We start from the raw sequence: 22,564 nt of genomic DNA, 5'->3' as shown, positions 1-22,564 counted from the left end.
CTTATACCAAATCATACTAGATCATAAATTTTTTCCTTTGCAACCAAAATTTAATTTAAAGACAGCTCTACACAAACTATTAGGTAATGCTACCATAGTTAATGTTCTAGTTGCTGGTTTCTCAACATTTCTTGTCTCAGGAATGGGATTCTTTAAGGAAATGGTTATTGCAGATAGATTTGGTTTATCTGAACTCATAGATACATTTTTAATTGCTGTACTAGTACCAGCTTTTATTAGCGGTGTCTTTTTAGGATCTTTTCATAGTGTATTTATTCCTAATTATGTTAGTGAATTAAAAACTGGTAAGCGTATTGGTGCTTTTCAAAGCACCAGTTTTATAGTCACCATTGGTGTAGCTCTGGTGTTTTTGATTATAGCGTTTTTATTCACAGACGTCTATCTTGAAACACTATATAAAGGTCACACCGAAAACTACTATACATTAGTAAAAACACAATTTTATTATGTAGCGCCATGTATTTTATTTTGGGGCTTTACCTCAGTAATTAATGGGTTGCTTACTATTGATAACGAGTTTAGATACTCATCGATGAGTGCCATATTTACACCTATCTCGATTATAGTTTGTGTCGTATTCTTTAGAGAACAGCTTAATACATTGGTATTAGCCGTTGGAACTTTAATCGGTAGTGTTCTCGGGTTCTTATTTGTACTATCTATTGCGCTTAAAAGAGGCGTTATCTTTTTGAATCGTCCAGATTTTAAATCTGAAAACATAAAAACATTATTCGGACAGCTACCTGCTAAACTATCAGCCAGTTTATTAAGTGGAGTAAACCCTTTAATTGATCAGTACTTTTCGGCTCAACTTATTGTTGGCTCTATTGCTGCTCTTAATTATGGAATAAAAATCCCTGCTTTTACGATAAGTATTGTTGGTATTGCCATTGGTAATGTGCTTCTGCCCTATTTTTCGAAAAATGCTGTTGACAACAAGATAGAAACGTTTAAAAAGCTAAAAAAGATTTTAAAATTTGTAATTATTGGTAGTGGTACTGTAATGGTTATAGTTATTCTTCTATCCAAGCCTATAATAACACTTATATTTGAAGGTAATGCTTTTGAAAGTGATGATACTCTTATTGTTTCTCGAATTCAGCAAATGTATTTACTTCAAATCCCATCATATATTGCTGGTCTTATTATGGTGAAGTTTTTAACCTCTATCAATAAGAATAATTTTATGGTTTTAACGTCCATAATAAATCTAATTTTTAATATTGTACTTAACTACATCCTTATTAAAAGTATGGGTGTATATGGATTAGCACTTGCAACTTCAATAGTTGCCACAATTAATGGTATCATTTTATATACCTACATCAATCATCTAGATAAAAAGAATGTTTAGTATTATTACACCTACATATAATAGAGAACACACACTAAACAGAGTCTATGAATCTCTTAAAAATCAAGATTTCAAAGATTTTTATTGGATTATTATTGATGATTGTAGTACAGATAATACTCAAGAATTAGTGCATCAATGGATGAGTTCTGGTAGCATAAACATTGCATATCACAAGTTAAACAAGAATCAAGGTAAATCTGCTGCAGTGAATTTTGGATTGGAGTATTGTAACCAACCATACACCATTATTGCAGATAGTGACGATTCGTTTAGTGACAATACATTATCTGATCTAAAAAAACTATGGGAATCAATTAGTGACAACGAAAGTAAAGTAGCCTCTATTTGGACATTAACTAAGGATGAAAACGGAACTATAGTTGGAGACAAATTCCCTAAAGACCACTGGCAAGTTAGCTTTAAAGAACGTGTATTAAATCATCATATAGATGGTGAAAAATGGGCATGTTGGAGAACTTCTATTCTATCAAAGCAAAAAATGTATACTAGTGACACATGTCATATTCAGGAGAGTCATACCTGGAATACAATAAATAAGAATTTTGACTTTTTGTGTGTGAATATAGCTCACAGATGTTATTTTAGCTCTGAAGACGGTTTGATTGCGTCTAAAAAATCAAAAAAAGATCTAGCTATGGTTTACTATTATGGTGGATATTATGGCCTAAAAGATGTTTCAGTATCTGAAATCTTAAAGCACAAATACTACCGTAATTTAGCATTTGATTATTTTAAATCAAGGCTCTTGTTCTCTGATAAAAATTTAAAACTTGGCAGCTTGAAATCTATAGCAAGCGGATTCATATTTTTGGCACGCCTTCCTAAACGTATAGTGAAAAAACTCATATGAAGTTACTACGATACATTATACTTATGCTTTTACTGTGGGAAATTTCAAGTTTCTCACTAGAGGTCTTTGGTGAAACTGCTGGAAGTTATACCAGTCACCTTGCCAACATCTTACTTATTGGTTATTATTTCCTTAGTAAAAAACGAAAATTACTATTTCCTTTTCTCATCTTAGGGCTTTTATATTTCATGATCTCTGGTTTGGTTGAAGTTCCTGATGCTAAGGCTTTTATTAATGAATTTATTAAATACCTTATCTTAATCGTTGGTGGTGCTGAAATCGCTCGAGATACAGGCTTAAAAGATTTGTGTTTTATTCTCCTAATTGGATCTCTAAGTATATTGGTGCATTCACTCTTCTTTGTAGATGGCTATGGTAGGTATAGCGGCTTTTATTTGGATCCAAATGCTGCAGCTTTTGTAAGTTTAATTGGTTATTGCTTAACTTATAAACTTCAAAATAGACAACTTAGATTAATTTTATTATTTGCTTTTACCTTTACTGGTGTTATCACTTTTTCAAGGTTTTTCTTAATAATGTGGTTGTTTATAAGTATTCTTTCCGTGTTTTCGAACCGGAAAAATGCACAAGGCCTTCTCATTGGTTTTGGAGCATTGCTACTTCTTGTTAGTGTTGCAGCTATTCTTCAAGTAAATACAGCTCGTTTTTCAATTATAGAAAGTTTATTCGAAAGTGAAATTCAAACCACCGCATTTACCGAAGACTCTAGAACAAAACAATGGACGTCCTATCTCGATGATATATATGATAATCCAATATTTGGAAATGGATATAAGAGTTTTATGGGATCTTCTGGAAGACAAGGCGTACATAACACTTATTTAATGGTGATAGGTGAATCTGGTATCGTTCCATTTTTATTGCTCATCGCGATTTATGTCTCTATGTTTTTTAAAAGTTTGCCTTTTTTTAAATCTGAAATCCATCTTACTTTAATGGCAATCTCTTTAGTGGGAATGCTCATGGTAATTCATAATTATTTTTCAAACGATTTCTTAATCTTTATTTCAATGTGGTTACTTGTTAAATTAGGTACTTCAACCCAAACCATAATGAATGAAGAAGTAGATACAGATACGACATTAATAAGACCACTATAAAATGCTGTTCAACTCCATTGAATTTTTAATATTTTTTCCAGTAGTCTTTGCAATCTATTGGATGCTAAAGAACAGTGTTTCCAAGCAAAACATACTGTTGTTAATTTCTAGCTACGTGTTCTACGGATGGTGGGATTGGCGATTTCTTTCTCTTATTGTATATAGCTCTTTTATTGATTATTTAACTGGATTAAAAATTGAAAATTCTCCTTCTAAGACACTTAAAAAAAGATGGCTGTTAGTAAGTCTTATCTCTAATTTAGGACTATTAGCAGTCTTTAAGTATTATAACTTTTTTGCAGATTCATTTGCACAATCTATGGCAAGTTTAGGATGGCAAGTTGATGATCTCACCTTAAACATCATATTACCTGTAGGTATTAGCTTTTATACGTTTCAAACATTGAGCTATACTATTGATATCTATAGAGATAAATTAAAACCTACTAAAGACATTGTCGTCTTTTTTACATATGTAAGCTTATTTCCGCAACTTGTTGCAGGACCAATCGAACGTGCTTCTAATTTAATTCCACAGATAAAAAACAAACGGATATTTAAAGCGTCTCAGTTTAATGATGGAATTTTTCAAATCATTGTTGGGTTGTTTAGAAAAATCGTGATTGCAGATAACCTAGCAATTTATGTCGACACGGTATACGAAAATCCAGACCTACACAATGGATCTTCGCTGTTGATTGCAACGCTATTTTATGCATTTCAAATTTATTATGATTTTTCTGGGTATTCAGATATTGCTATTGGTAGTGCTAAACTATTAGGGTTCAATTTTAACCAAAATTTTAATTTCCCTTACTTCTCTAAATCAATTACAGAATTCTGGAGACGTTGGCATATATCATTATCATCATGGCTTAAAGATTATCTATACATCTCTTTAGGTGGAAATAGAAAAGGTATTAAGATCACGTATCGAAATCTATTGATAACTATGTTACTCGGAGGATTATGGCATGGAAGTTCCTGGAATTTTGTGATTTGGGGAGCTATACATGGAATTGCTCTAGCCATCGAAAAATTTACATTTTCAAAACTGAACATTAAAAACTTTAATGTTCTAGGAGGCATATGGACTTTTACTGTGGTGCTTTTATCATGGGTGTTTTTTAGAGCACAAGACTTATCATCTTCAATGTTGATTATCAAACGTATCTTGAGTTTCGATTTTGGAGCGCCTTTCATAGGAAATATGAATACAGTTATTATTGCGATTCTCATGCTGTTTTTAGGACTAAGTTTTGATGTGTTCATTTTCAGAAAAAAAGTAGCATTAGAATATTATGGAAGCTCACTTAAAACTGGATCTCTAGCCGTTTTTGTATCTATTCTTATAATGATTATCACTTTATTTTACTCAACGTCTAATAATTTTATTTACTTTCAATTTTAAAAGCATGCTAAACCAATGAAATCGTCACTAAAACTTGTTCTAATTATTTTACTCCTTACCTATGGCATAGACAAGGTCGTCTATTTGGTATTGAATACAATTAGCGATAAAGTAATGTCTGGACAATCCATTGGAAAATTGAATCAGTTTATAACTGTTAAAGACTCAATAGATCTTATTGCCTTTGGGACTTCTAGATCAAACCATCATATAGATGTGAAAAAATTGAAGTCCGCAAGTTATAATGTGGGTATGGATGGTAGTGCTATAGCCTATGCGGCAACGTTAATTCAGTTATTACCAAAAGATAAAGCTCAAGTGATTGTTTTTAATATCGACCCAAACAAAGTTTTTGTAGATGACTACGATGCTTCAGATATTAAAGGGCTAATTACAAAATACAATCGTAATCCAATTATAAAAGAAGCTATTTCTGAAGCAAACCAAGATAATAGTCTTCAACACTTTTTGTGGTCATTAGATTATAATAGTAAAGCCTTAGGTATCGTAAAAAATTACATATCACCAAAATATGATCATAAATTATATTATGGATTTGATCCTTTACACATTACAGATGCTCAAACAGAATTATTTAAGAAGTCGCTACTAAAAAAATCAAATTACAATTGTGATGCTACTAAAAAAATAAATCCTACAGTTTGGAAATACCTTAATCAAATAAATGATTTTTGTAAAGCTAATAACAAGACATTGGTTATGCTTACTACACCAACGTATGCTCCTGAATGTAAAGTTCAGTACACAACCTTAGAAACCGAATTAAAAACTATAGGTGTTGCTTATAAAGACTATTCGGGATTCTTTTTAGAACGTAATGATTTAAGCTATTGGAGAGATAAAACACACATGTCATCTAAAGGGGCCGACATTTTTACTGAATTTCTGAAAAAAGAATTACAAAGAGATAATATTATTAATTAGAACAATAACAAGTTAGTGACAATCATTCATATATCAAGTAGTCTAGGTGGTGGTGGTGCCGAACAAATGGTCCTACAATTAGCAAAGTGTTCTAATCCTCACTTAAAAACAATGGTCATTTCGATTTCTGATGATAATACACTCGAACCTAAATTTCAAGAACATCAGATTGAATATCACTTTTTGAATATTACCTCTTTCAAAAATTTAAGCTTAAAAAAAGGAATTGGTAAACTTCATACAATTATCAAAGATCTTGATGCTGTTGTATTTCACTGTCACCAATACCACAGTGCAATTCTTGCTACACTCTACAGCATATTTTATAAAAGAACACCTATTGTATTTACTTTGCACTCAAGTACTATTGAACTATATAGAAGAAAACTAATTCTTTTTGCTACTAGAACCTTCCGAAGAAAAGATATTGTATTTAGTTCTAATGCCAAACAATGGTATTTAAAGAATAGCGCTATAATTCCTAATGGTGTAGATTTTGACGAACTTGCTATGGTTTCCTCTAGAGAAATAGGTCCAAATCAAACATTTAAGTTTCTATATCTCGGACGATTGAGTGATGAAAAGAATCCACTCTATATGATTAGTGCCGCAAAGAAGCTAATTGATAACGGAGTCACAAATTTTAGTTTTGATGTTGTAGGTGAAGGACGACTCAAAGACGAATTAGTTGCCAACATAAAGTCTGAGAATTTAGAAAAGCATTTTAATCTCTTAGGGTTTAAAAGTAATATCAAGCCTTATTTACAATCAGCAAATAGCTTGATATTACCTTCTAACTGGGAAGGTATGCCGATGGTACTTATTGAAGCTGCTGCAGCTAAATTACCTATCATCTCCACTCCTGTTGGTAGTATTCCTGATTTTCTTAATAATAATAACGCATATGTATCTAGTTTAGATGAATTTCATAATGCTATGATTGACTGCTTTAAAAACTATGAGCAAGCCTTACAAAAAGCCGAATTATTATATACCGAACTAAGATCAAGTTATGATATAGATGCCGTTTACAAAGCGCATTTAAACATATATAAATCAGTACTCTAGAAAATAGGTTTTCATTTCGTAGTCTAAAACGACTTTTAATAGTCTTTTTTAAGTAGAAGTGGATTTAATATCTATTTTTGTTCAGAACATAAAACACCCAAAAACAAGCATAAATTTATGTGTGGAATATACGGAACAACCTTAAAGTATAATGAATCACAAGTTAAGGACAAACTAAAACGTACAGCGTTTAGAGGTCCAGACAAAATGGGTTGGCAATTTTATAATCATAGTGACCATAATATCACATTTGGTCATAACAGGTTATCTATTATCGATCTTGACCCAAGATCAGATCAACCATTTACTTATAATGAACATATCCATATTGTATTTAATGGTGAAGTATATAATTTCCAGTCTATAAAGGAAACGCTTTCTCAAAAAGGATATACATTTAGAACGACCAGCGATACAGAAGTGTTATGTGCGGCTTATCTAGAATATGGTCAAGATTGTGTTAAACATTTCAATGGCATGTTTGCCTTTGTGATTTATGATGAGAAAAAACAGCTCTTTTTTGGAGCTAGAGATCGTCTAGGACAAAAACCGTTCTATTATTATCACAACGGAAAAGACTTTGAATTTGCAAGTCAGATTTCGTCTATTCAACTTCATATGGACGGCCTTACTATTTCTGAAAAAGCAATCTCATATTACCTAGCATGGGGAAATATTCCAGATCCGCAATCTATTTTTAACGAAGTAAAGAAACTAAAAGCCGGTCATTTATTTACATTTGATTTAAACACTGGAAATTTTAATTCTACACCCTATTGGGATATAGATTATAAAAACGAAAGACCATTTAAAGGTTCATATGAAGATGCAAAGCAAGAACTTGATGACATATTGAAAGATGCTGTATCTACACGATTATTTGCCGATGTACCAGTTGGCGTATTTCTTTCAGGAGGTGTCGATTCCTCATTAATTACAGCAAAAGCAACACAAACATCTTCTTCAAAAATTAAAACGTTTTCTGTTAAATTCAATGAAAAAGGGTTTGATGAGAGTGCATATGCGCAGCAGGTTGCTGATCATTTACAAACCGATCATCATATCATAGAATGTAATTATGATGAAGGTATTGATCTTATCCAAAACTTCAACGAGTTTTATGATGAGCCATTCTCAGATTCGTCAGCTATCCCATCAATGCTATTGGCAAAATATACCAGAAAACATGTAACAGTAGCACTTTCTGGCGATGCAGGCGATGAGAGTTTTATTGGGTATCATCGGTATAATTGGACTCGAAAAGGCAGTAAAATTTATAAACTCCCACAGTCATTTAGAAAATTATCGGCTATGGGATTAAATCTAATTCCGTATTACAAACTCAAGGTAATCGCTAAAGCTATCCAATATAAAGATTCTAATGAAGCTTATTTGAGTGCCATGACTGGAGTAGATCAATCATTTATCAAAACAGATTACAACAATCGAGAGGTAGATGAACTTAAGTATTTAATGCACGACCATAAAAATTTGATGGAGCGTATTTCAAACTTTGACACCAAAACGTATCTTAATTTCGATATTAACACTAAAGTAGACAGAGCGACCATGGCATTTTCGTTAGAAGCGCGCGCACCTCTCTTAGACCATCGTGTTGTTGAATTTGCTAATTCTCTTCCAACTGAATTCAAATTCCAAAAAGGAAACATGAAACGTATTCTCAAAGATGTATTATATCAATCTGTTCCTAAAGAGATTTTCGATAGACCAAAATCTGGGTTTACAATGCCATTTGCACGTTGGTTTAAAGAAGACCTCAAAGATTTTGTATTAAGTGAACTTAATGATGATGCCTTGAAATCCATACCTTGTATTGATATTGAAAAAGTGCAATTTATGATTATGCAACATATGGATGGGAGCTGGAATAGATATCCCCTAATATGGAAATTGTTAGTATTAAAGCAATGGCTTAATAACAACGGTAAAGGACTGTCTATTGTATAATAACGCGATGGAGAAAACAATCAAAATCTTATTCATTCTACCATCATTAAAAGCTGGAGGAGCAGAACGTGTTGTATCGTTCATTGCTCAAAATCTCGACAAAACTAAATTTGAACCTATTCTGCTAATCATTGGTTTTGAGAAGGATGCAGCATTTTCAGTGACAGGTATCGAAACACATTTTTTAAATAAAAATCGCGTGTTGCAAGGCGTTACTGGAATTTTCTCTAAATTAAGATCCATAAAACCTCAAATTGTAATGACCTCCATTGCGCACTTGACTTCGGTTACTGCCATACAAGCTTTATATTTTAGAAAAACAAAGTTTGTAGCTCGTGAGGCCAATATCAAAAAGATTACTAAAATTTATCATAATAATACGACTTTACCTTTTGGCAAAACACTAAGTAAAATAAGCTATAAACTTTTAGACGCAATTATTTGTCAATCAAAAGATATGGCAGATGAATTGATAGAGTTGCGTCCAAAAACTACACATAAAGTTCATATTATCAACAATCCTATCACAAAGGTGTTGTCTTCGGAAATAGAAACAAATGACAATCCATTTCCTCAATATATTACTGTTGGACGATTACACAATGAAAAAGGTCATAATAGAATTTTAGATGCCTTGAGTGTATTGGATTTTGATTTTATGTATACTATAATTGGGAGTGGACCTCATAAACAACTTATTAAGGATAAAGTAGAAGAATTAAACCTCACTGAAAAAGTGAAATGGATAGATTTTACAAATGCTGTAGAAAATCACCTTAGACAGAGTACTGTATTTATTCAAGGTTCTTATGCAGAAGGGTTCCCTAATGCGCTTTTAGAAAGTTGTGCGGTTGGAACACCAGTTATTGCTTTTAATGCTCCTGGTGGCACATCAGAAATTGTAGTAGACAGCATTAATGGGTTTTTAGTGGATTCTGAAAATGAATTAAAAGAAAAGCTAAATCAGCTTAAAAAGCAACCTTTGGATAGATTACAAATCATCAAATCTGTGACCGACAAATTCAGCAAAGAACAAATTATTGGGCAATACGAAAAGGTGTTCACTAACTTAATTAAAAGCTGATGAAAAAGAAAGAAACCATAGATTGGCTCTTTGTACTTCCAGATGATTTAATTGGTGGTGGTGCACAACAAGTGTTATTTACAATTATCAACTTTTTTATAGCACAAGGAAAAAACTGTATGGTTGTTTTTTTAGTAAATAAAAAGCATCATGGCTGGGAATCCCTCGAAGACAAGTGCTCTATCGTATATTTAGATAATAACTCTGTTTACAGAGGTTTTTTTAGTGCTGCAAAATATATTAGAAGGCTAAAAAAAACGATTCATATTGAACATGCCATTAGTTCGCAAGCACTCATAAACGGTTTACTTGGTTTTTTGAAATATGTTAACATTCTAAAACACACTAAACTAGTTTTAAGAGAATCAACTTCTATTTTTCTAAGATTTAAAGGATTTAAACTCCTACTCTACAAAACGGCTTATCGAATGGGCTACAAGCAAGCTAACCTTATTATCTGTCAAACACCATTGATGAAAGAACAACTCTTAGAAGCATTACCTTGGTTAAAGAAAAATGACAAAGTGGTTGTAATACCAAATCCAGTCAATTTAGATGAAATCTCAACAAAGGCACAGGAAACCTTAGATTTTGAAATTGATAATTTCTTGGTAGCTGCTGGACGTTTCATTCCCGAAAAAGGTTTTGATATTCTTATTGATGCCTTCAATTTACTTGAAGATATAACATTGAAATTGGTGATTCTTGGTGTTGGCACAACTGAGGAAGAGCGAAAACTTATTAATCAAATTGAACATCTAAATTTGCAGGAACGTGTTATTTTATATGGTTATGTAAATAATGTATATCCTATTTTTAATAAGGCACGTTTGTGTGTGGTATCCTCTAGAATTGAAGGTTTCCCTAATGTATTATTACAAATGATGTCCCAAAATGATAGTGTTGTAAGTACAAAATGCGCTGGTGAAATTTCTAATATAAAAGGGATAATAACCTGTGAAACGCATAGTGTAGATGCCTTAAAAGAAGCACTAAATAAAGGTTTGATTAATTCGGATAACCAAAGAGAATTGTATTTTAATGATTATATAAGATCTAGATCAATAGATAGTTTTATTAACACCATGCTAAATCAAATTAACAATTAGTATGCAAAAGATTATTCGCATCACAACAGTTCCTTCGTCATTGAGAACGCTTTTAAAAGGTCAATCGCGCTTTATGAGTGATCATTATGACGTTATTGGTGTTTCAGGAGACGGTGACGCTTTAGCAGAGGTAAGACAAAATGAAGGTATCAAAACGCATGTCGTAGAGATGACTAGGACTATTACACCATTAAAAGATCTAAAAGCAACATATAAACTCTATAAATTTTTTAAATCTGAAAAACCCTTTATTGTCCATACGCATACGCCTAAAGCTGGAACATTAGGTATGCTAGCTGCAAAACTAGCTCGTGTACCACATAGACTCCACACTATTGCTGGCCTGCCTTTATTGGAAACTACAGGCACTAAGAGAACGTTGTTAGATGCCGTTGAAAAATTCACTTATAGTTGTGCTACTAAAATTCTACCAAATTCATTCGGATTAGAAAAAATCATTATTGAAAATAAATACACAACACCAGAAAAATTATTGGTTATTGCTAATGGAAGCTCTAATGGTATTGACACAAAGCACTATGATACAGCGCATGTTTCAGAAAAAACCAAAACAGAGCTTAGAGAAGAACTTGGCATTTCTAAAGATGATATAGTTTTTATATTTATCGGACGAATAGTTAGAGATAAAGGCATTAATGAGTTAGTGAATGCCTTTAACCGACTCTCAAAAAAACAACTCAAATGTAAATTGATTCTGGTTGGACCTAGAGAGAATCATTTAGATCCTTTATTACCAGAAACCGAAGCACTTATTAAAGAAAACAATCAAATATTAGCAGTTGGTATGCAGAAGGATATTAGACCGTATGTAGCTATTTCAGATGTATTAACATTTCCTAGCTATAGAGAAGGTTTTCCTAACGTAGTACTGCAATGTAGCTGTATGCATTTGCCTTGTATTGTTTCAGATATTAATGGGTGCAATGAGGTCATTGAGGACAAAGTCAATGGATTAGTCATACCTGTAAAAGATGAATTGGCTTTAGAAAATGCAATGCAGTTCATGATTGACAATCCTAAAAAAAGAAAGGACATGATCAATCATACAAGATCTAGAATTTTGGAGCGTTATGAGCAAGAATTTGTGTGGAATGAAATTTTAAAATATTATAATAGTTTAGGTTAATGGGACTATACAAACATATTGTCAAGCCATTTTTTGATATTATATCGGCAAGTATTGGGTTTATTTTACTGCTTCCAATATTTTCTATTACCTGGTTGACCCTTATGATTAAAAATAATGGAAAAGCTTTTTTCTATCAAGAACGACCTGGTAAAAATGAACGCATCTTTAAAATTATCAAGTTTAAGACAATGAACGATAAAACTGATGCTAATGGTCAACTCCTTCCTCCTTCTCAACGCTTAACTAAGGCCGGGATTTTTGTTCGCAAATACTCTTTAGATGAAATACCTCAGTTATTAAATGTCATTAAAGGCGATATGAGTATTATTGGTCCTAGACCATTATTGATTAGATATTTATCGCGATACAATGATTTTCAAAAACAACGACATGATATTAAACCTGGAATTACTGGCTGGGCTCAAGTAAATGGCAGAAATGCAATTAGTTGGGAACAAAAATTTGAATATGATGTGTGGTATGTAAAACACATGTCGTTTGTATTAGATATAAAAATTCTATTTTTAACAGTATATAAAGTGTTTAAAAAAGATGGAATTTACAGTGTAGAAAATGATATCGTTCCTGATTTTATGGGAACAGAAACCAATCAAAATTCAACTCATGGCAATTAACCTATTATTTACTTGTGCAGGTCGACGCAATTATCTCATCAATTACTTTAAAGAAGCAATTAAAGATGAAGGTCGCGTAATAGCTGCCGATATGAGTCTGACCGCGCCTGCAATGGTAGATGCAGATTTGGCGATTTTAGTGCCAAGTATTTATGACAACACCTATTTGGACGAACTCAAAAAGATAATTGTAGATCATCATATTACTGCTGTTATATCATTAAATGACCTAGAACTTCCGTTGCTTTCAAAGCATAAAAAAGAATTAGAAGCCACTGGAGCAAAAATTATTGTCTCTAATGCAAAAGTAATTGACATAGCATTTGACAAAATTGAAACATTTAATTTTTTAAAATCTATTGGACTACAAACACCACAAACATATACCAACCTTAAACAAGCATTAACGGCAATTAAAGATGGTGTGTTAGATTATCCTTTAGTGGTTAAGCCACGTTGGGGAAGTGCCTCAATAGGCATCGATTTTCCTGAATCAAGAGAAGAATTAGAATTGGCATTTAAACTTCAACATATAAAACTAAAAAAGTCTATATTAAATACAGCAAGCGAGCAAGATATTGATAATGCTATTCTCATTCAAGAGAAATTGGATGGTAGAGAGTTTGGAATGGATATCGTGAATGATTTTGGTGGTGAATACTATGGAACCTTTGTAAGAGAAAAACTAAATATGCGATCTGGAGAAACCGATAAGGCTGTATCTGTAATCGATAAAAAATTTGAAGCTATTGGGAAAAAAATATCTGAACATCTCAAACATATAGGAAGTTTGGATTGCGACGTATTTATTGCCAACAATCAACTTTACACATTAGAGTTAAATCCAAGATTTGGAGGAGGTTACCCTTTTTCACATGAAGCAGGAATTAATACAGCTTCAATTTATATTGAATGGCTAAAAGGGAATAAAAATGTGGAACAATTTAATAATTACAAAGCTGGTGTAACATTTTCAAAATGTGATAGAATGCTAGAAATAAAAAGCTCTAATCAAAAATAATTTTTTGAGACCTTTTAGACCCTGAAATAACAAATTCATTTTTAACCTTATTCTTGAAAATCTTTATGTTTTTAATAGATTCAGGGTTTGCAAACATAAACGTATATACAAATTGTCGTAAAAAGCGATACATTTCTAATTCAAAATCTAAAGACTCATAGTCTTCTGAAGGATTAAAATCATTCATTTTTTCAAACCTGTAGTTTTCATAGGCTTTATCGTCTTTTTCCTTGTGACCTCCTGTGATAAAAAACTTATACTTTCTATACAATTCATTAACCTTCTTTTCTCTTAAATACAATTTCAATTTATAATATGAAACAGCATATTGGGCCCTCAGTCTGGACATTATAGATTTAGAATCGTACAAAATATGATAATGAAAATCATAAACAAGGTTACTCCACTTGTGCTTATAGCTAAAATCTCCTTTTGAAAAATCGGAAATTCTATAATTATTTTCAAAACACCATTCCAACAATTTTATGATAGATGTTTTACCTATACTGAATTTGTAATAATCTGGGTCAAAGACAGTAATGGTCTCAAAAAGAATATCTTCAGCGTGAAAATTAAGCGTAATTCCTATGGGAGTATTAGTATTACTTATGACTAACAACGAGGCTTTCTTTTCTTGCAACATTCTAAATACTAGGTCTTTGTAATAACTCCATTTTCTTTCGCCCAAATGGTGGTAGTTTGTTTGTTTATCAGCAAAACGCTTACTTAGCAAAGCATAAAAATGCTTGAAAATCGCATCAAATTCTGCTTGAGAAATTGCACCATGTATAAACGAATAATCAATATCAAAACAGGTCTCCAATCGGCGCTGATTAGAACGAAATTCTCTTCTGTTTTTCGAACTGAATTGAGAATTTATATATTCATCTTGGGAATTAAATGAAGTAATATCCATTAAAAACCCTCGATACTGAAATACTGTCTTAAGTCGTAATGACGAATTAGAAGCCGTATTAAATTCTTCCAGATCAAAATAAGACGGCACATCATAAATTAAAAATGTCTTGCCTTTATAATCACCCTTAGTCAAATCTAAGTCGTAATATAAACCCTTAGTCAAATTTCTACCAGCATTTACATAAATCCCATTAGGTGAATTCTTTACAAACTTCAAACCTTTAATAAATTCAAAAGCCACTAAATCCTTTCCTCTATTAAAGTGCTTGGACCAAGTGTTTTCAAAAATCGAAGATGTAAACGGGTTGGTTTTCATTGAATTACAAATACGAGATGCAAAAGTAACATTTTTATAAAGTTATAATCAATTAAGAGAATTAAAAAATACTGTTAATTTTATTTACATTTGATGCGAATTTAAATCATGCTATGAACGGTCATTTTGTTATTTCTTTAGATTATGAAATTCATTGGGGAGTTTTTGATAAGAAATCTGTTGATGAATACAGAGAAAATCTCGCTAATGTTGGAAAAGTGATAGACAGACTTTTAGAGATGAGCGATGCTTATGGTGTAAAAATCACGTTCTCTACCGTTGGTTTTTTATTTGCCAAAGACAAAAATGATTTATTAAATCACCTCCCAAAGCATAAACCTACATACCTTCATAAAAAATTTAGCCCGTATCCACTTATTGATTCTATTGGTGATAATGAAGACAATGATCCCTTCCATTATGCAATTTCTGGAATCAAAAAAATTAGAGATAACGGTAATCATGAAATAGGCACTCATACATTTTGCCATTTCTATTGTCATGAACACGGTCAAACTGTTGAACAATTTGATGAAGATCTGAAAGCGGCAATAGCTATTGCCCAACCCTTAGGTATCGATCTTAAGAGTATTGTATTTCCTAGAAATATGATTGAGGCCGACAAGCCAATAGATAAACCATATTTAGATGTGTGCCACAAACATGGTATAACATCATTTAGAGGTAAAGAAAAAGCATATATCTATAATATTCATACAACCAAATCCTATCATGGTTGGTACATATTTAAATTTTTAAGACTCTTAGACTCCTATGTCAATGTAACAGGAGCTAATACTTATAACACAAAAGAGATTAACCAAAACAAAGATGTACTTAACCTTCCATCTAGTAGATTATTTAGAGCGTACAGTAGCAAACTCAAATTTTTAGAACCACTAAAAGTTAGACGAATTAAAAAAGCTATGACTCATGCTGCTAAGAAAAATGAACTGTATCACTTATGGTGGCATCCCCATAACTTTGGAGCTCAAATGGATGACAATTTTAAAAACCTCGAAGAGGTCTTTAAAACTTATCGAAAGCTCAATAAGAAGTATGGTTTTGAGAGTGAGACTATGACTGGTTTAGCCACTAAAATAAAGTCTACTTCTTAAAATTAAACTTTTCTTACAAAAGCTACAATTCTAAGTTAACGTGAAAAATTGTTTTTTATCGTGTTTATTTGGTTGGTTTTATGGTATTAATGCATATTTAACATGAAATTTTTCTGATTCTTACCTATAAACTAGGTAGTAATTCAATAAAATTTCACCCAAATCCCTCGCTAAACAAGACGCTGTATAGTAATAAACTTACTTAACAAGTTGATTATGGAATCAAAAATTTGGTTGTCATCCCCTCATATGAGCGGAAAAGAACAATCTTATATTAACAATGCTTTTGAAACTAATTGGATAGCCCCTTTAGGGCCTAATGTTAATGGTTTTGAAAACGATATTCAAAACTATCTCAAAGAAGATAGTCATGTTGCTGCCCTAAGTTCTGGCACAGCTGCAATTCATATCGGTCTTATTTTATTAGAAGTTGGTCAAGGTGATGAAGTCATTTGTCAAACAAAGACATTTTCTGCTTCAGCAAATCCAATAGTCTATCAAGGTGCTACACCAATTTTTATTGATAGTGAACGTGACACATGGAATATGTGCCCCGAACAATTGGAAATAGCTATTAAAGATCGTATTGATAAAGGAAAAAAACCAAAAGCCATAATTGCTGTACATCTATATGGTATGCCTTACAATGTTGAAGAAATTCATCGTGTAGCCAATAGTTATAATATTCCAGTTTTAGAGGATAGTGCCGAGGCTCTTGGCAGTACTTATAAATCGGTTAAGTGTGGCACATTTGGTGATATCGCAGTGTTATCATTTAATGGAAACAAGATTATTACAACTTCTGGTGGAGGCGCTATTGTTACCAAAAATGTTGAACTAAAAGAGAAAGCTGTTTTTTTAGCTACTCAAGCCAGAGATAAGGCTGTAGAATATTTACATTCATCTATAGGCTATAATTATAGATTATCTAATGTTTTAGCTGGTATAGGAAGAGGTCAAATGGAAGTTTTAGATAGTCGTGTAGAGGCACGCAGACAAAACTTTAATACATATAAAGAACACCTAAAAGATATAGCTGAACTTCAGTTTTTTGATGAACCTGAAGGGTGTTTTTCTAATCGCTGGTTATCATGTCTTTTAACGTCCTCTGAAACCATGAGAGAATCAATCAGATTAGCACTAGAAAAAGTAAATATAGAAACCAGACCGCTTTGGAAACCAATGCATCAACAGCCCATTTTTAAAGATGCTCCAAAATATCTTAATGGTATTTCTGACGATTTATTTGAAAAAGGATTGTGCTTACCTAGCGGCTCTAACTTGACTGAAAATGAAATAAATAGAGTAACATCAGCAATAAAAACGTATTTTAGAGCATGATTAAAAGTCTACTACAAAATATTTCACATAGATATGCATCCAAATGGTTGGTAATGCTTTTCGATTTAAATATCGTAGCGTTTACCTTTATTGCTGCCTATATTATAAGATTCAATTTCAATCTAGATTTTGATTTTGTAGTCATGTTTAAACAAATTCCGTTTGTATTTTTAGCTGCTCTTATTAGCTTTTTACTTGTTGGATCTTACAAAGGTGTTGTAAGATTTACTGGTTTTAAAGATGTCATCAATATAATTATAGGTGTCAATATTTTAGCGACCATTTTAATTGTATCTACCTTTTTCAGCAGACGATTAAATTATGAAAGCATTTTTAATATTTCAGGATCTATAATCTATATTCATTTACTTCTCAACATTCTATTTCTCGTTGGATTTAAACTGTTTATAAAATCCATGTACAATAAGTTGATGCAAGATATTAAAACACAAAAACGTGTTTTAATTTTTGGAGCAGGAAATTCTGGTATGATTACTTATGACGCCATAACGAATGATCCAAAGAATAGTCACGTCATTATAGGTTTTATTGATGATAATGAACGAAAAATAGGTAAAAAGATAAATACACTATCTGTGTATAGTTTAGATAAGATCACTCCAAAGTTTATTGAAAAATATAGAGTTGAGGAAGTTATTATTTCTATCCAAAATATTGAGTCGGCTAGATTGTTGCAAATATCAGGGCTTTTATTTGAGCTTGGCTTAAAAGTAAAAATCGTACCTCCTGTTCAAAACTGGATTGATGGCGACTTAAGTGTTGGTCAAATAAAAGAGGTAAATATTGAAGATCTCCTAGGGCGCGATCCTATTTCGATAACTAATCCAGCCCTTTTAGATGAATATGAAAATCAGATTATTTTAATCACAGGAGCAGCAGGTTCTATTGGTAGTGAAATAGCTAGAAAAGCGACAAATTATAATTATAAAAAACTGATTCTTATAGATACTGCAGAATCACCGCTTTATGAATTGCAACAGGAATTTGTTCAAAAAGACGTAAAGAAATTTACAGCTATTGTTGCAGATGTGAGAGATTTTAGACGTATGGAACAACTATTTCAGATTCATAAACCTAAAATTGTATTTCATGCCGCAGCTTACAAACATGTGCCTTTAATGGAAAATAATCCTTACGAAGCTGTAAGCGTAAATATTGGTGGCACAAGACACATCGCTAGTTTATCTGTAAAACATGGCGTAAACAAATTTGTACTCATTTCTACTGATAAAGCTGTAAACCCAACAAACGTTATGGGAGCGACCAAACGTATTGCTGAGCTCTATGTTAATTGCTTACAAGGAAAAGGAAAGACAAAATTTATAACAACTCGATTTGGTAACGTATTAGGCTCTAATGGTTCTGTGATTCCATTGTTCAAAAAGCAAATAGAAAATGGAGGACCATTAACTGTAACACATAAAGACATTACTCGTTATTTCATGACCATTTCAGAAGCTTGTCAGTTAGTATTAGAGGCTGCAACCATGGGTAATGGTGGAGAGATTTTTGTGTTTGACATGGGAGAGTCTGTGAAAATTTATGACCTCGCCAAAAATATGGTTATCCTTTCTGGGTTGAGATATCCTGAAGATATTAAGATTAAAATAACGGGCTTACGTCCTGGTGAAAAAATTTATGAAGAATTACTAGCCGATGGTGAAAACACAAGACCAACTTATCATGAAAAGATTATGATTGCTAAAACTAAAGCGATCGACACTTTGACCATAAGTGATAAGATTGCAACTTTATGTACTTTAAATTCTAAGTCTCAAAATCTTGAAATTGTTTCTTTAATCAAAGAAATTATTCCAGAATACATTTCTAACAACTCTAAATACGAAGTCTTAGATTCAAAAAAATAAATCTGACCAAATCAAAATATTATGCATCAAAATATGAGTAACACTTTAAAATTATTTCTTTTATTTTCTTTTGTAATACTATCATCTTGCGGAACAAGAAAAGAGCTTGTATATTTTCAAGATGAGCCAATTACAGATGTAAGTTTGAGTGAATTGGATAATAATTTTCAAATTAGATATAAACCAAATGATATATTAACCATAGATGTGTCTGCTGAAATTTCCGAATCTGTAGCTGCGTTTAATTTACCTGCAGTTGCTTATAACACTTCTGGAGGCGCTGCTAATCAACCAACCGTTTTAAGACAAACATATTTACTAGATCCTGAAGGTAATATCGAATTTCCAGTACTTGGAACTATAAAAATGGGCGGACTTACACGCGTAGAAGCAACGGCTATGCTCAAAGAGAAGATTGGCGAATATGTAAAGGAGTTTATTGTGAATATACGACTTATCAATTTTACAGTGACGGTTCTTGGAGAAGTTAACAGACCTGGAGCATATACTGTTGAAGGTGAACGTATTTCTTTGACACAAGCATTAGGTTTGGCAGGAGATTTAACGATTTATGGAAAGAGAGATAACGTTTTTTTAATTCGTGAAGTTGATGGAAAGAAAAAATATGCAAAGTATGATTTGACGTCTATAAACGTTGTGAATTCTCCTGTGTATTATTTAACACAGAATGATGTCATTTATGTAGAGCCAAATAATGCAAGAATTAAAACCTCTTCCTATACGCCAAATACAGGTGTTTTAATTTCTGCAATCTCAACGCTTGCAACAGTAGCTGCAATTTTCATTTTCAGAAACTAATAATAGATTTATAGTATCATGTCTCAAGATTCCCTAACAAATAAAGACACTATAGTAAACTTAGTTGAGTTATACTTATCAAAATGGAAACTCATCGCTTTTTGTCTATTAATAGCATTAGCTGCAGCATTTGTAAAAATTAGATATAGTACATTTATGTACCAAGCCAATGCTACAATAAAATTAAAAGAAGATGAAAACTCAAGAAGTTTATCTGAAATATCTTCTTTACAAAATGGTGGACTTTCATCTACACTTCCAAATGTTGTGGATGAAATAGAAGTAATTAAATCACGCTCTATACTTACTCAAGTCGTTAAAGATCTAAAGCTAAATATTAGCTACTATGTGAGCGGAAAAGTAAAAAAAGAAGAAATCTACTCCAACCCTCCTGTTGATATAAATTTCTTCTTAAGCGATTCTGTACTAGCCGATGTGCACAAATCACTATACATAAAAATTATATCTGCTCAACAATATGAATTGTCTAAAGTAAATACGAATAAACTTTTAGAGTTTGATGATGGAGAAACCACAACGCATAGTTTTGGTGACCGTGTCAAAGGGTCTTTTGGCGACTTTGTTATTACACCAAATATTGATGCATATGGCTCTCAACCAGGTTCCTTTATTGAAATACATATTAGACCAATTCACAGTGTTGTAGAAGCTTATTTATCTAAGGTTAAGATAGGAACCACAGATAAATCCAATGTTATAAAACTATCCTTAAACGAAAGCATTAAAGAAAAGGCGCGTTTAATATTAGACGAGGTCATTAAGAAATACAATGCAGATGTCATTAATGATAAAGAACTCATTGTAAAAGCCACTTCAGATTTTATCACTAACCGTTTAAATGTTGTTTCAAACGAATTAGAACAGGTCGATTTTACAGCTGAAAAATTACAAAAAGACAACAGGTTAACTGCCTTATCATCTCAGTCTAATATCTTTCTAGAAAGTGAACGTCAAACAGAAGCAAAGATCAATCAAACTAGCAATCAATTGCAATTAGTTGAATTTATGAGTGACCGACTAAACAACAACGATTCTGGTACTGATTTACTACCTGCAGACATTGGTATAACCGATAGTAATGTAGCTCAAATAACCCAGAATCATAATAACTTGGTACTTCAACGTGATCGTATTCTCAAAAATTCAAGTGACAAAAACCCAACGGTTATTAAACTGAATGATCAAATAAATGCCTTAAAAAACAATCTTAATCAAAGTTTAAGCAATATTAAAGATGCCAATCAAATTACTTTAAATAACTTAAACAGAGAGGATTCTAGAATTCGTGGGCAAATTTATTCTGCACCAGGAAAAGAGCGTCAGTTCAGAGATATAAAACGTCAACAAGATATCAAAGAATCACTCTATCTCTATTTACTGGAAAAGCGTGAAGAAACTGCTATTACACTTGGTATGTCTACGGCAAACGCTAAAGTTATCGATTATGCCTACACAAATGACGATCCAGTAGCGCCTAAAAAGAAAATTATTTACTTAACTGCTATATTAATTGGTCTTATAATCCCAGTGTCATTTATTTATGCTAAAGATCTAATTGACACTAAAGTGCATAGTAAAGAAGATGTATTACGATTAGTTAAAGCACCTTTTATTGGTGATATACCCAAGGCTGACACCAAAACTAAAGTGGTAAACAAAGTTGATTATTCTCCTAAAGCAGAGGCCTTCAGGATTATTAGAACTAATGTTAATTTCATGCTTCAAAAAGTAGACAAAAAATGTAAAACTGTTTTTGTAACCTCTACTACAGCCCAAGAAGGAAAATCACATACTACGACCAATCTAGCAAGTTCATTCTCTTTTTCTGAGAAAAAGACATTACTTATAGAAACAGATATTAGAGTCCCTAGAGTTAATGATTATTTGAAAATAAAAAGTGATAAAGGACTTACCGATTTCATTTCTGACAAATCATTAAGCATCAAAGATGTTACCGTTAGTGTTAAGGACAACGAATTTTTAGATGTGATTCCTTCAGGAACCATACCTCCAAATCCTGCAGAGTTGTTAATGAGTGATCGCATAAAGTATCTCTTCGAAAATGTTAAAGAACAATACGATTATATTATTGTTGACACAGCTGCTGTTGGATTAGTAACAGATACCCTTTTGATTAGCGATCATGCAGATATTTTTATTTATGTTATTAGTGCTAACAATATTGACAAGCGCCAATTGCATATCGCACAAACCATGTATGAAGAAAAGCGTTTACCGCGTATGGTAACGTTACTTAATGGAACAGTGAAAAAGAAAGGCTATGGTTATGGCTATGGAAATAACCCTACACGAAAGAAAAAATGGTACAAACCCTTCTAATTTAATAATAACCTAACGAAAAGATCCGCACAACTTGCGGA

The 22,564-nt window shown here is 32.2% G+C and carries 18 protein-coding genes; 17 read left to right on the top strand and 1 reads right to left on the bottom strand.

Features of this window, described 5'->3' with window-relative positions; genetic code table 11:
- The first annotated feature begins 37 nt into the window (after window positions 1-37).
- From Q0783_RS14525 to Q0783_RS14470, 12 genes are all read left to right on the top strand, one after another.
- Complete coding sequence (locus Q0783_RS14525; RefSeq protein ID WP_298896305.1) at window positions 38-1,375, top strand: lipid II flippase MurJ; 1,338 nt, start codon at window positions 38-40, stop codon at window positions 1,373-1,375.
- Window positions 1,368-2,249: a glycosyltransferase family 2 protein gene (locus Q0783_RS14520; protein WP_298896304.1), complete on the top strand. Its 882-nt coding sequence runs from the start codon at window positions 1,368-1,370 to the stop codon at window positions 2,247-2,249. The genes Q0783_RS14525 and Q0783_RS14520 overlap by 8 nt, the downstream gene beginning before the upstream one ends.
- Window positions 2,246-3,370, top strand: coding sequence for an O-antigen ligase family protein (locus Q0783_RS14515; RefSeq protein ID WP_298896303.1), 1,125 nt, complete (start codon window positions 2,246-2,248; stop codon window positions 3,368-3,370). The genes Q0783_RS14520 and Q0783_RS14515 overlap by 4 nt, the downstream gene beginning before the upstream one ends.
- Window positions 3,371-3,431: 61 nt before the next feature.
- Window positions 3,432-4,781: an MBOAT family O-acyltransferase gene (locus Q0783_RS14510; protein WP_298896301.1), complete on the top strand. Its 1,350-nt coding sequence runs from the start codon at window positions 3,432-3,434 to the stop codon at window positions 4,779-4,781.
- Window positions 4,782-4,796: 15 nt separating this feature from the next.
- On the top strand, window positions 4,797-5,726 hold the full coding sequence (locus Q0783_RS14505; RefSeq protein ID WP_298896300.1) for a hypothetical protein: 930 nt from the start codon (window positions 4,797-4,799) through the stop codon (window positions 5,724-5,726).
- Between the two features lie 15 nt (window positions 5,727-5,741).
- Window positions 5,742-6,794 carry a glycosyltransferase gene (locus tag Q0783_RS14500; RefSeq protein ID WP_298896299.1) on the top strand — a complete coding sequence of 351 codons (1,053 nt, stop codon included), beginning with the start codon at window positions 5,742-5,744 and terminating at the stop codon, window positions 6,792-6,794.
- Window positions 6,795-6,911: 117 nt separating this feature from the next.
- Complete coding sequence (gene asnB, locus Q0783_RS14495) at window positions 6,912-8,762, top strand: asparagine synthase (glutamine-hydrolyzing) (protein WP_298896298.1); 1,851 nt, start codon at window positions 6,912-6,914, stop codon at window positions 8,760-8,762.
- A gap of 7 nt (window positions 8,763-8,769) precedes the next feature.
- Entirely contained in the window at window positions 8,770-9,846 is a 1,077-nt protein-coding gene (locus tag Q0783_RS14490) for a glycosyltransferase (RefSeq protein WP_298896297.1), read from the top strand.
- Window positions 9,846-10,955, top strand: a complete 1,110-nt coding sequence (locus Q0783_RS14485) for a glycosyltransferase (RefSeq protein ID WP_298896296.1) — start codon at window positions 9,846-9,848, stop codon at window positions 10,953-10,955. Before Q0783_RS14490 ends, Q0783_RS14485 begins: the two co-directional genes overlap by 1 nt.
- 1 nt (window position 10,956) lies before the next feature.
- Window positions 10,957-12,102 carry a glycosyltransferase family 4 protein gene (locus tag Q0783_RS14480; protein ID WP_298896294.1) on the top strand — a complete coding sequence of 382 codons (1,146 nt, stop codon included), beginning with the start codon at window positions 10,957-10,959 and terminating at the stop codon, window positions 12,100-12,102.
- Entirely contained in the window at window positions 12,102-12,740 is a 639-nt protein-coding gene (locus Q0783_RS14475) for a sugar transferase (protein WP_298896292.1), read from the top strand. Before Q0783_RS14480 ends, Q0783_RS14475 begins: the two co-directional genes overlap by 1 nt.
- Window positions 12,730-13,761 carry an ATP-grasp domain-containing protein gene (locus tag Q0783_RS14470; RefSeq protein WP_298896290.1) on the top strand — a complete coding sequence of 344 codons (1,032 nt, stop codon included), beginning with the start codon at window positions 12,730-12,732 and terminating at the stop codon, window positions 13,759-13,761. The genes Q0783_RS14475 and Q0783_RS14470 overlap by 11 nt, the downstream gene beginning before the upstream one ends.
- On the opposite strand, the gene Q0783_RS14465 is transcribed toward Q0783_RS14470, so the two are convergent.
- Complete coding sequence (locus tag Q0783_RS14465) at window positions 13,748-14,995, bottom strand: GNAT family N-acetyltransferase (protein WP_298896287.1); 1,248 nt, start codon at window positions 14,993-14,995, stop codon at window positions 13,748-13,750. The genes Q0783_RS14470 and Q0783_RS14465 overlap by 14 nt on opposite strands.
- Before the next feature lie 113 nt (window positions 14,996-15,108).
- Between Q0783_RS14465 and Q0783_RS14460 the strand changes: the two genes are divergently transcribed.
- The 5 genes from Q0783_RS14460 (at window position 15,109) to Q0783_RS14440 (ending at window position 22,523) form a co-directional block, all read left to right on the top strand.
- The gene (locus Q0783_RS14460) at window positions 15,109-16,113 is read left to right on the top strand and encodes a polysaccharide deacetylase family protein (protein ID WP_298896285.1); all 1,005 of its coding nucleotides are present in this window, start codon (window positions 15,109-15,111) and stop codon (window positions 16,111-16,113) included.
- A 216-nt stretch (window positions 16,114-16,329) separates the two neighbouring features.
- Window positions 16,330-17,454 (top strand): aminotransferase class I/II-fold pyridoxal phosphate-dependent enzyme, encoded by a 1,125-nt coding sequence (locus tag Q0783_RS14455; protein WP_298896284.1) that lies wholly within the window; start codon window positions 16,330-16,332, stop codon window positions 17,452-17,454.
- Window positions 17,451-19,343: a nucleoside-diphosphate sugar epimerase/dehydratase gene (locus tag Q0783_RS14450; protein ID WP_298896281.1), complete on the top strand. Its 1,893-nt coding sequence runs from the start codon at window positions 17,451-17,453 to the stop codon at window positions 19,341-19,343. Before Q0783_RS14455 ends, Q0783_RS14450 begins: the two co-directional genes overlap by 4 nt.
- A gap of 33 nt (window positions 19,344-19,376) precedes the next feature.
- Window positions 19,377-20,162, top strand: coding sequence for a polysaccharide biosynthesis/export family protein (locus Q0783_RS14445; protein WP_298757661.1), 786 nt, complete (start codon window positions 19,377-19,379; stop codon window positions 20,160-20,162).
- A gap of 18 nt (window positions 20,163-20,180) precedes the next feature.
- Window positions 20,181-22,523, top strand: a complete 2,343-nt coding sequence (locus Q0783_RS14440; RefSeq protein ID WP_298896279.1) for a polysaccharide biosynthesis tyrosine autokinase — start codon at window positions 20,181-20,183, stop codon at window positions 22,521-22,523.
- The last annotated feature ends 41 nt before the right edge of the window (window positions 22,524-22,564 follow it).

This window comes from uncultured Psychroserpens sp. (genome assembly GCF_947500255.1).
Classification (GTDB): Bacteria; Bacteroidota; Bacteroidia; order Flavobacteriales; family Flavobacteriaceae; genus Psychroserpens.
Note: the sequence above shows the minus strand (reverse complement) of the source record. Positions and strands in the feature narration are given on the sequence as shown.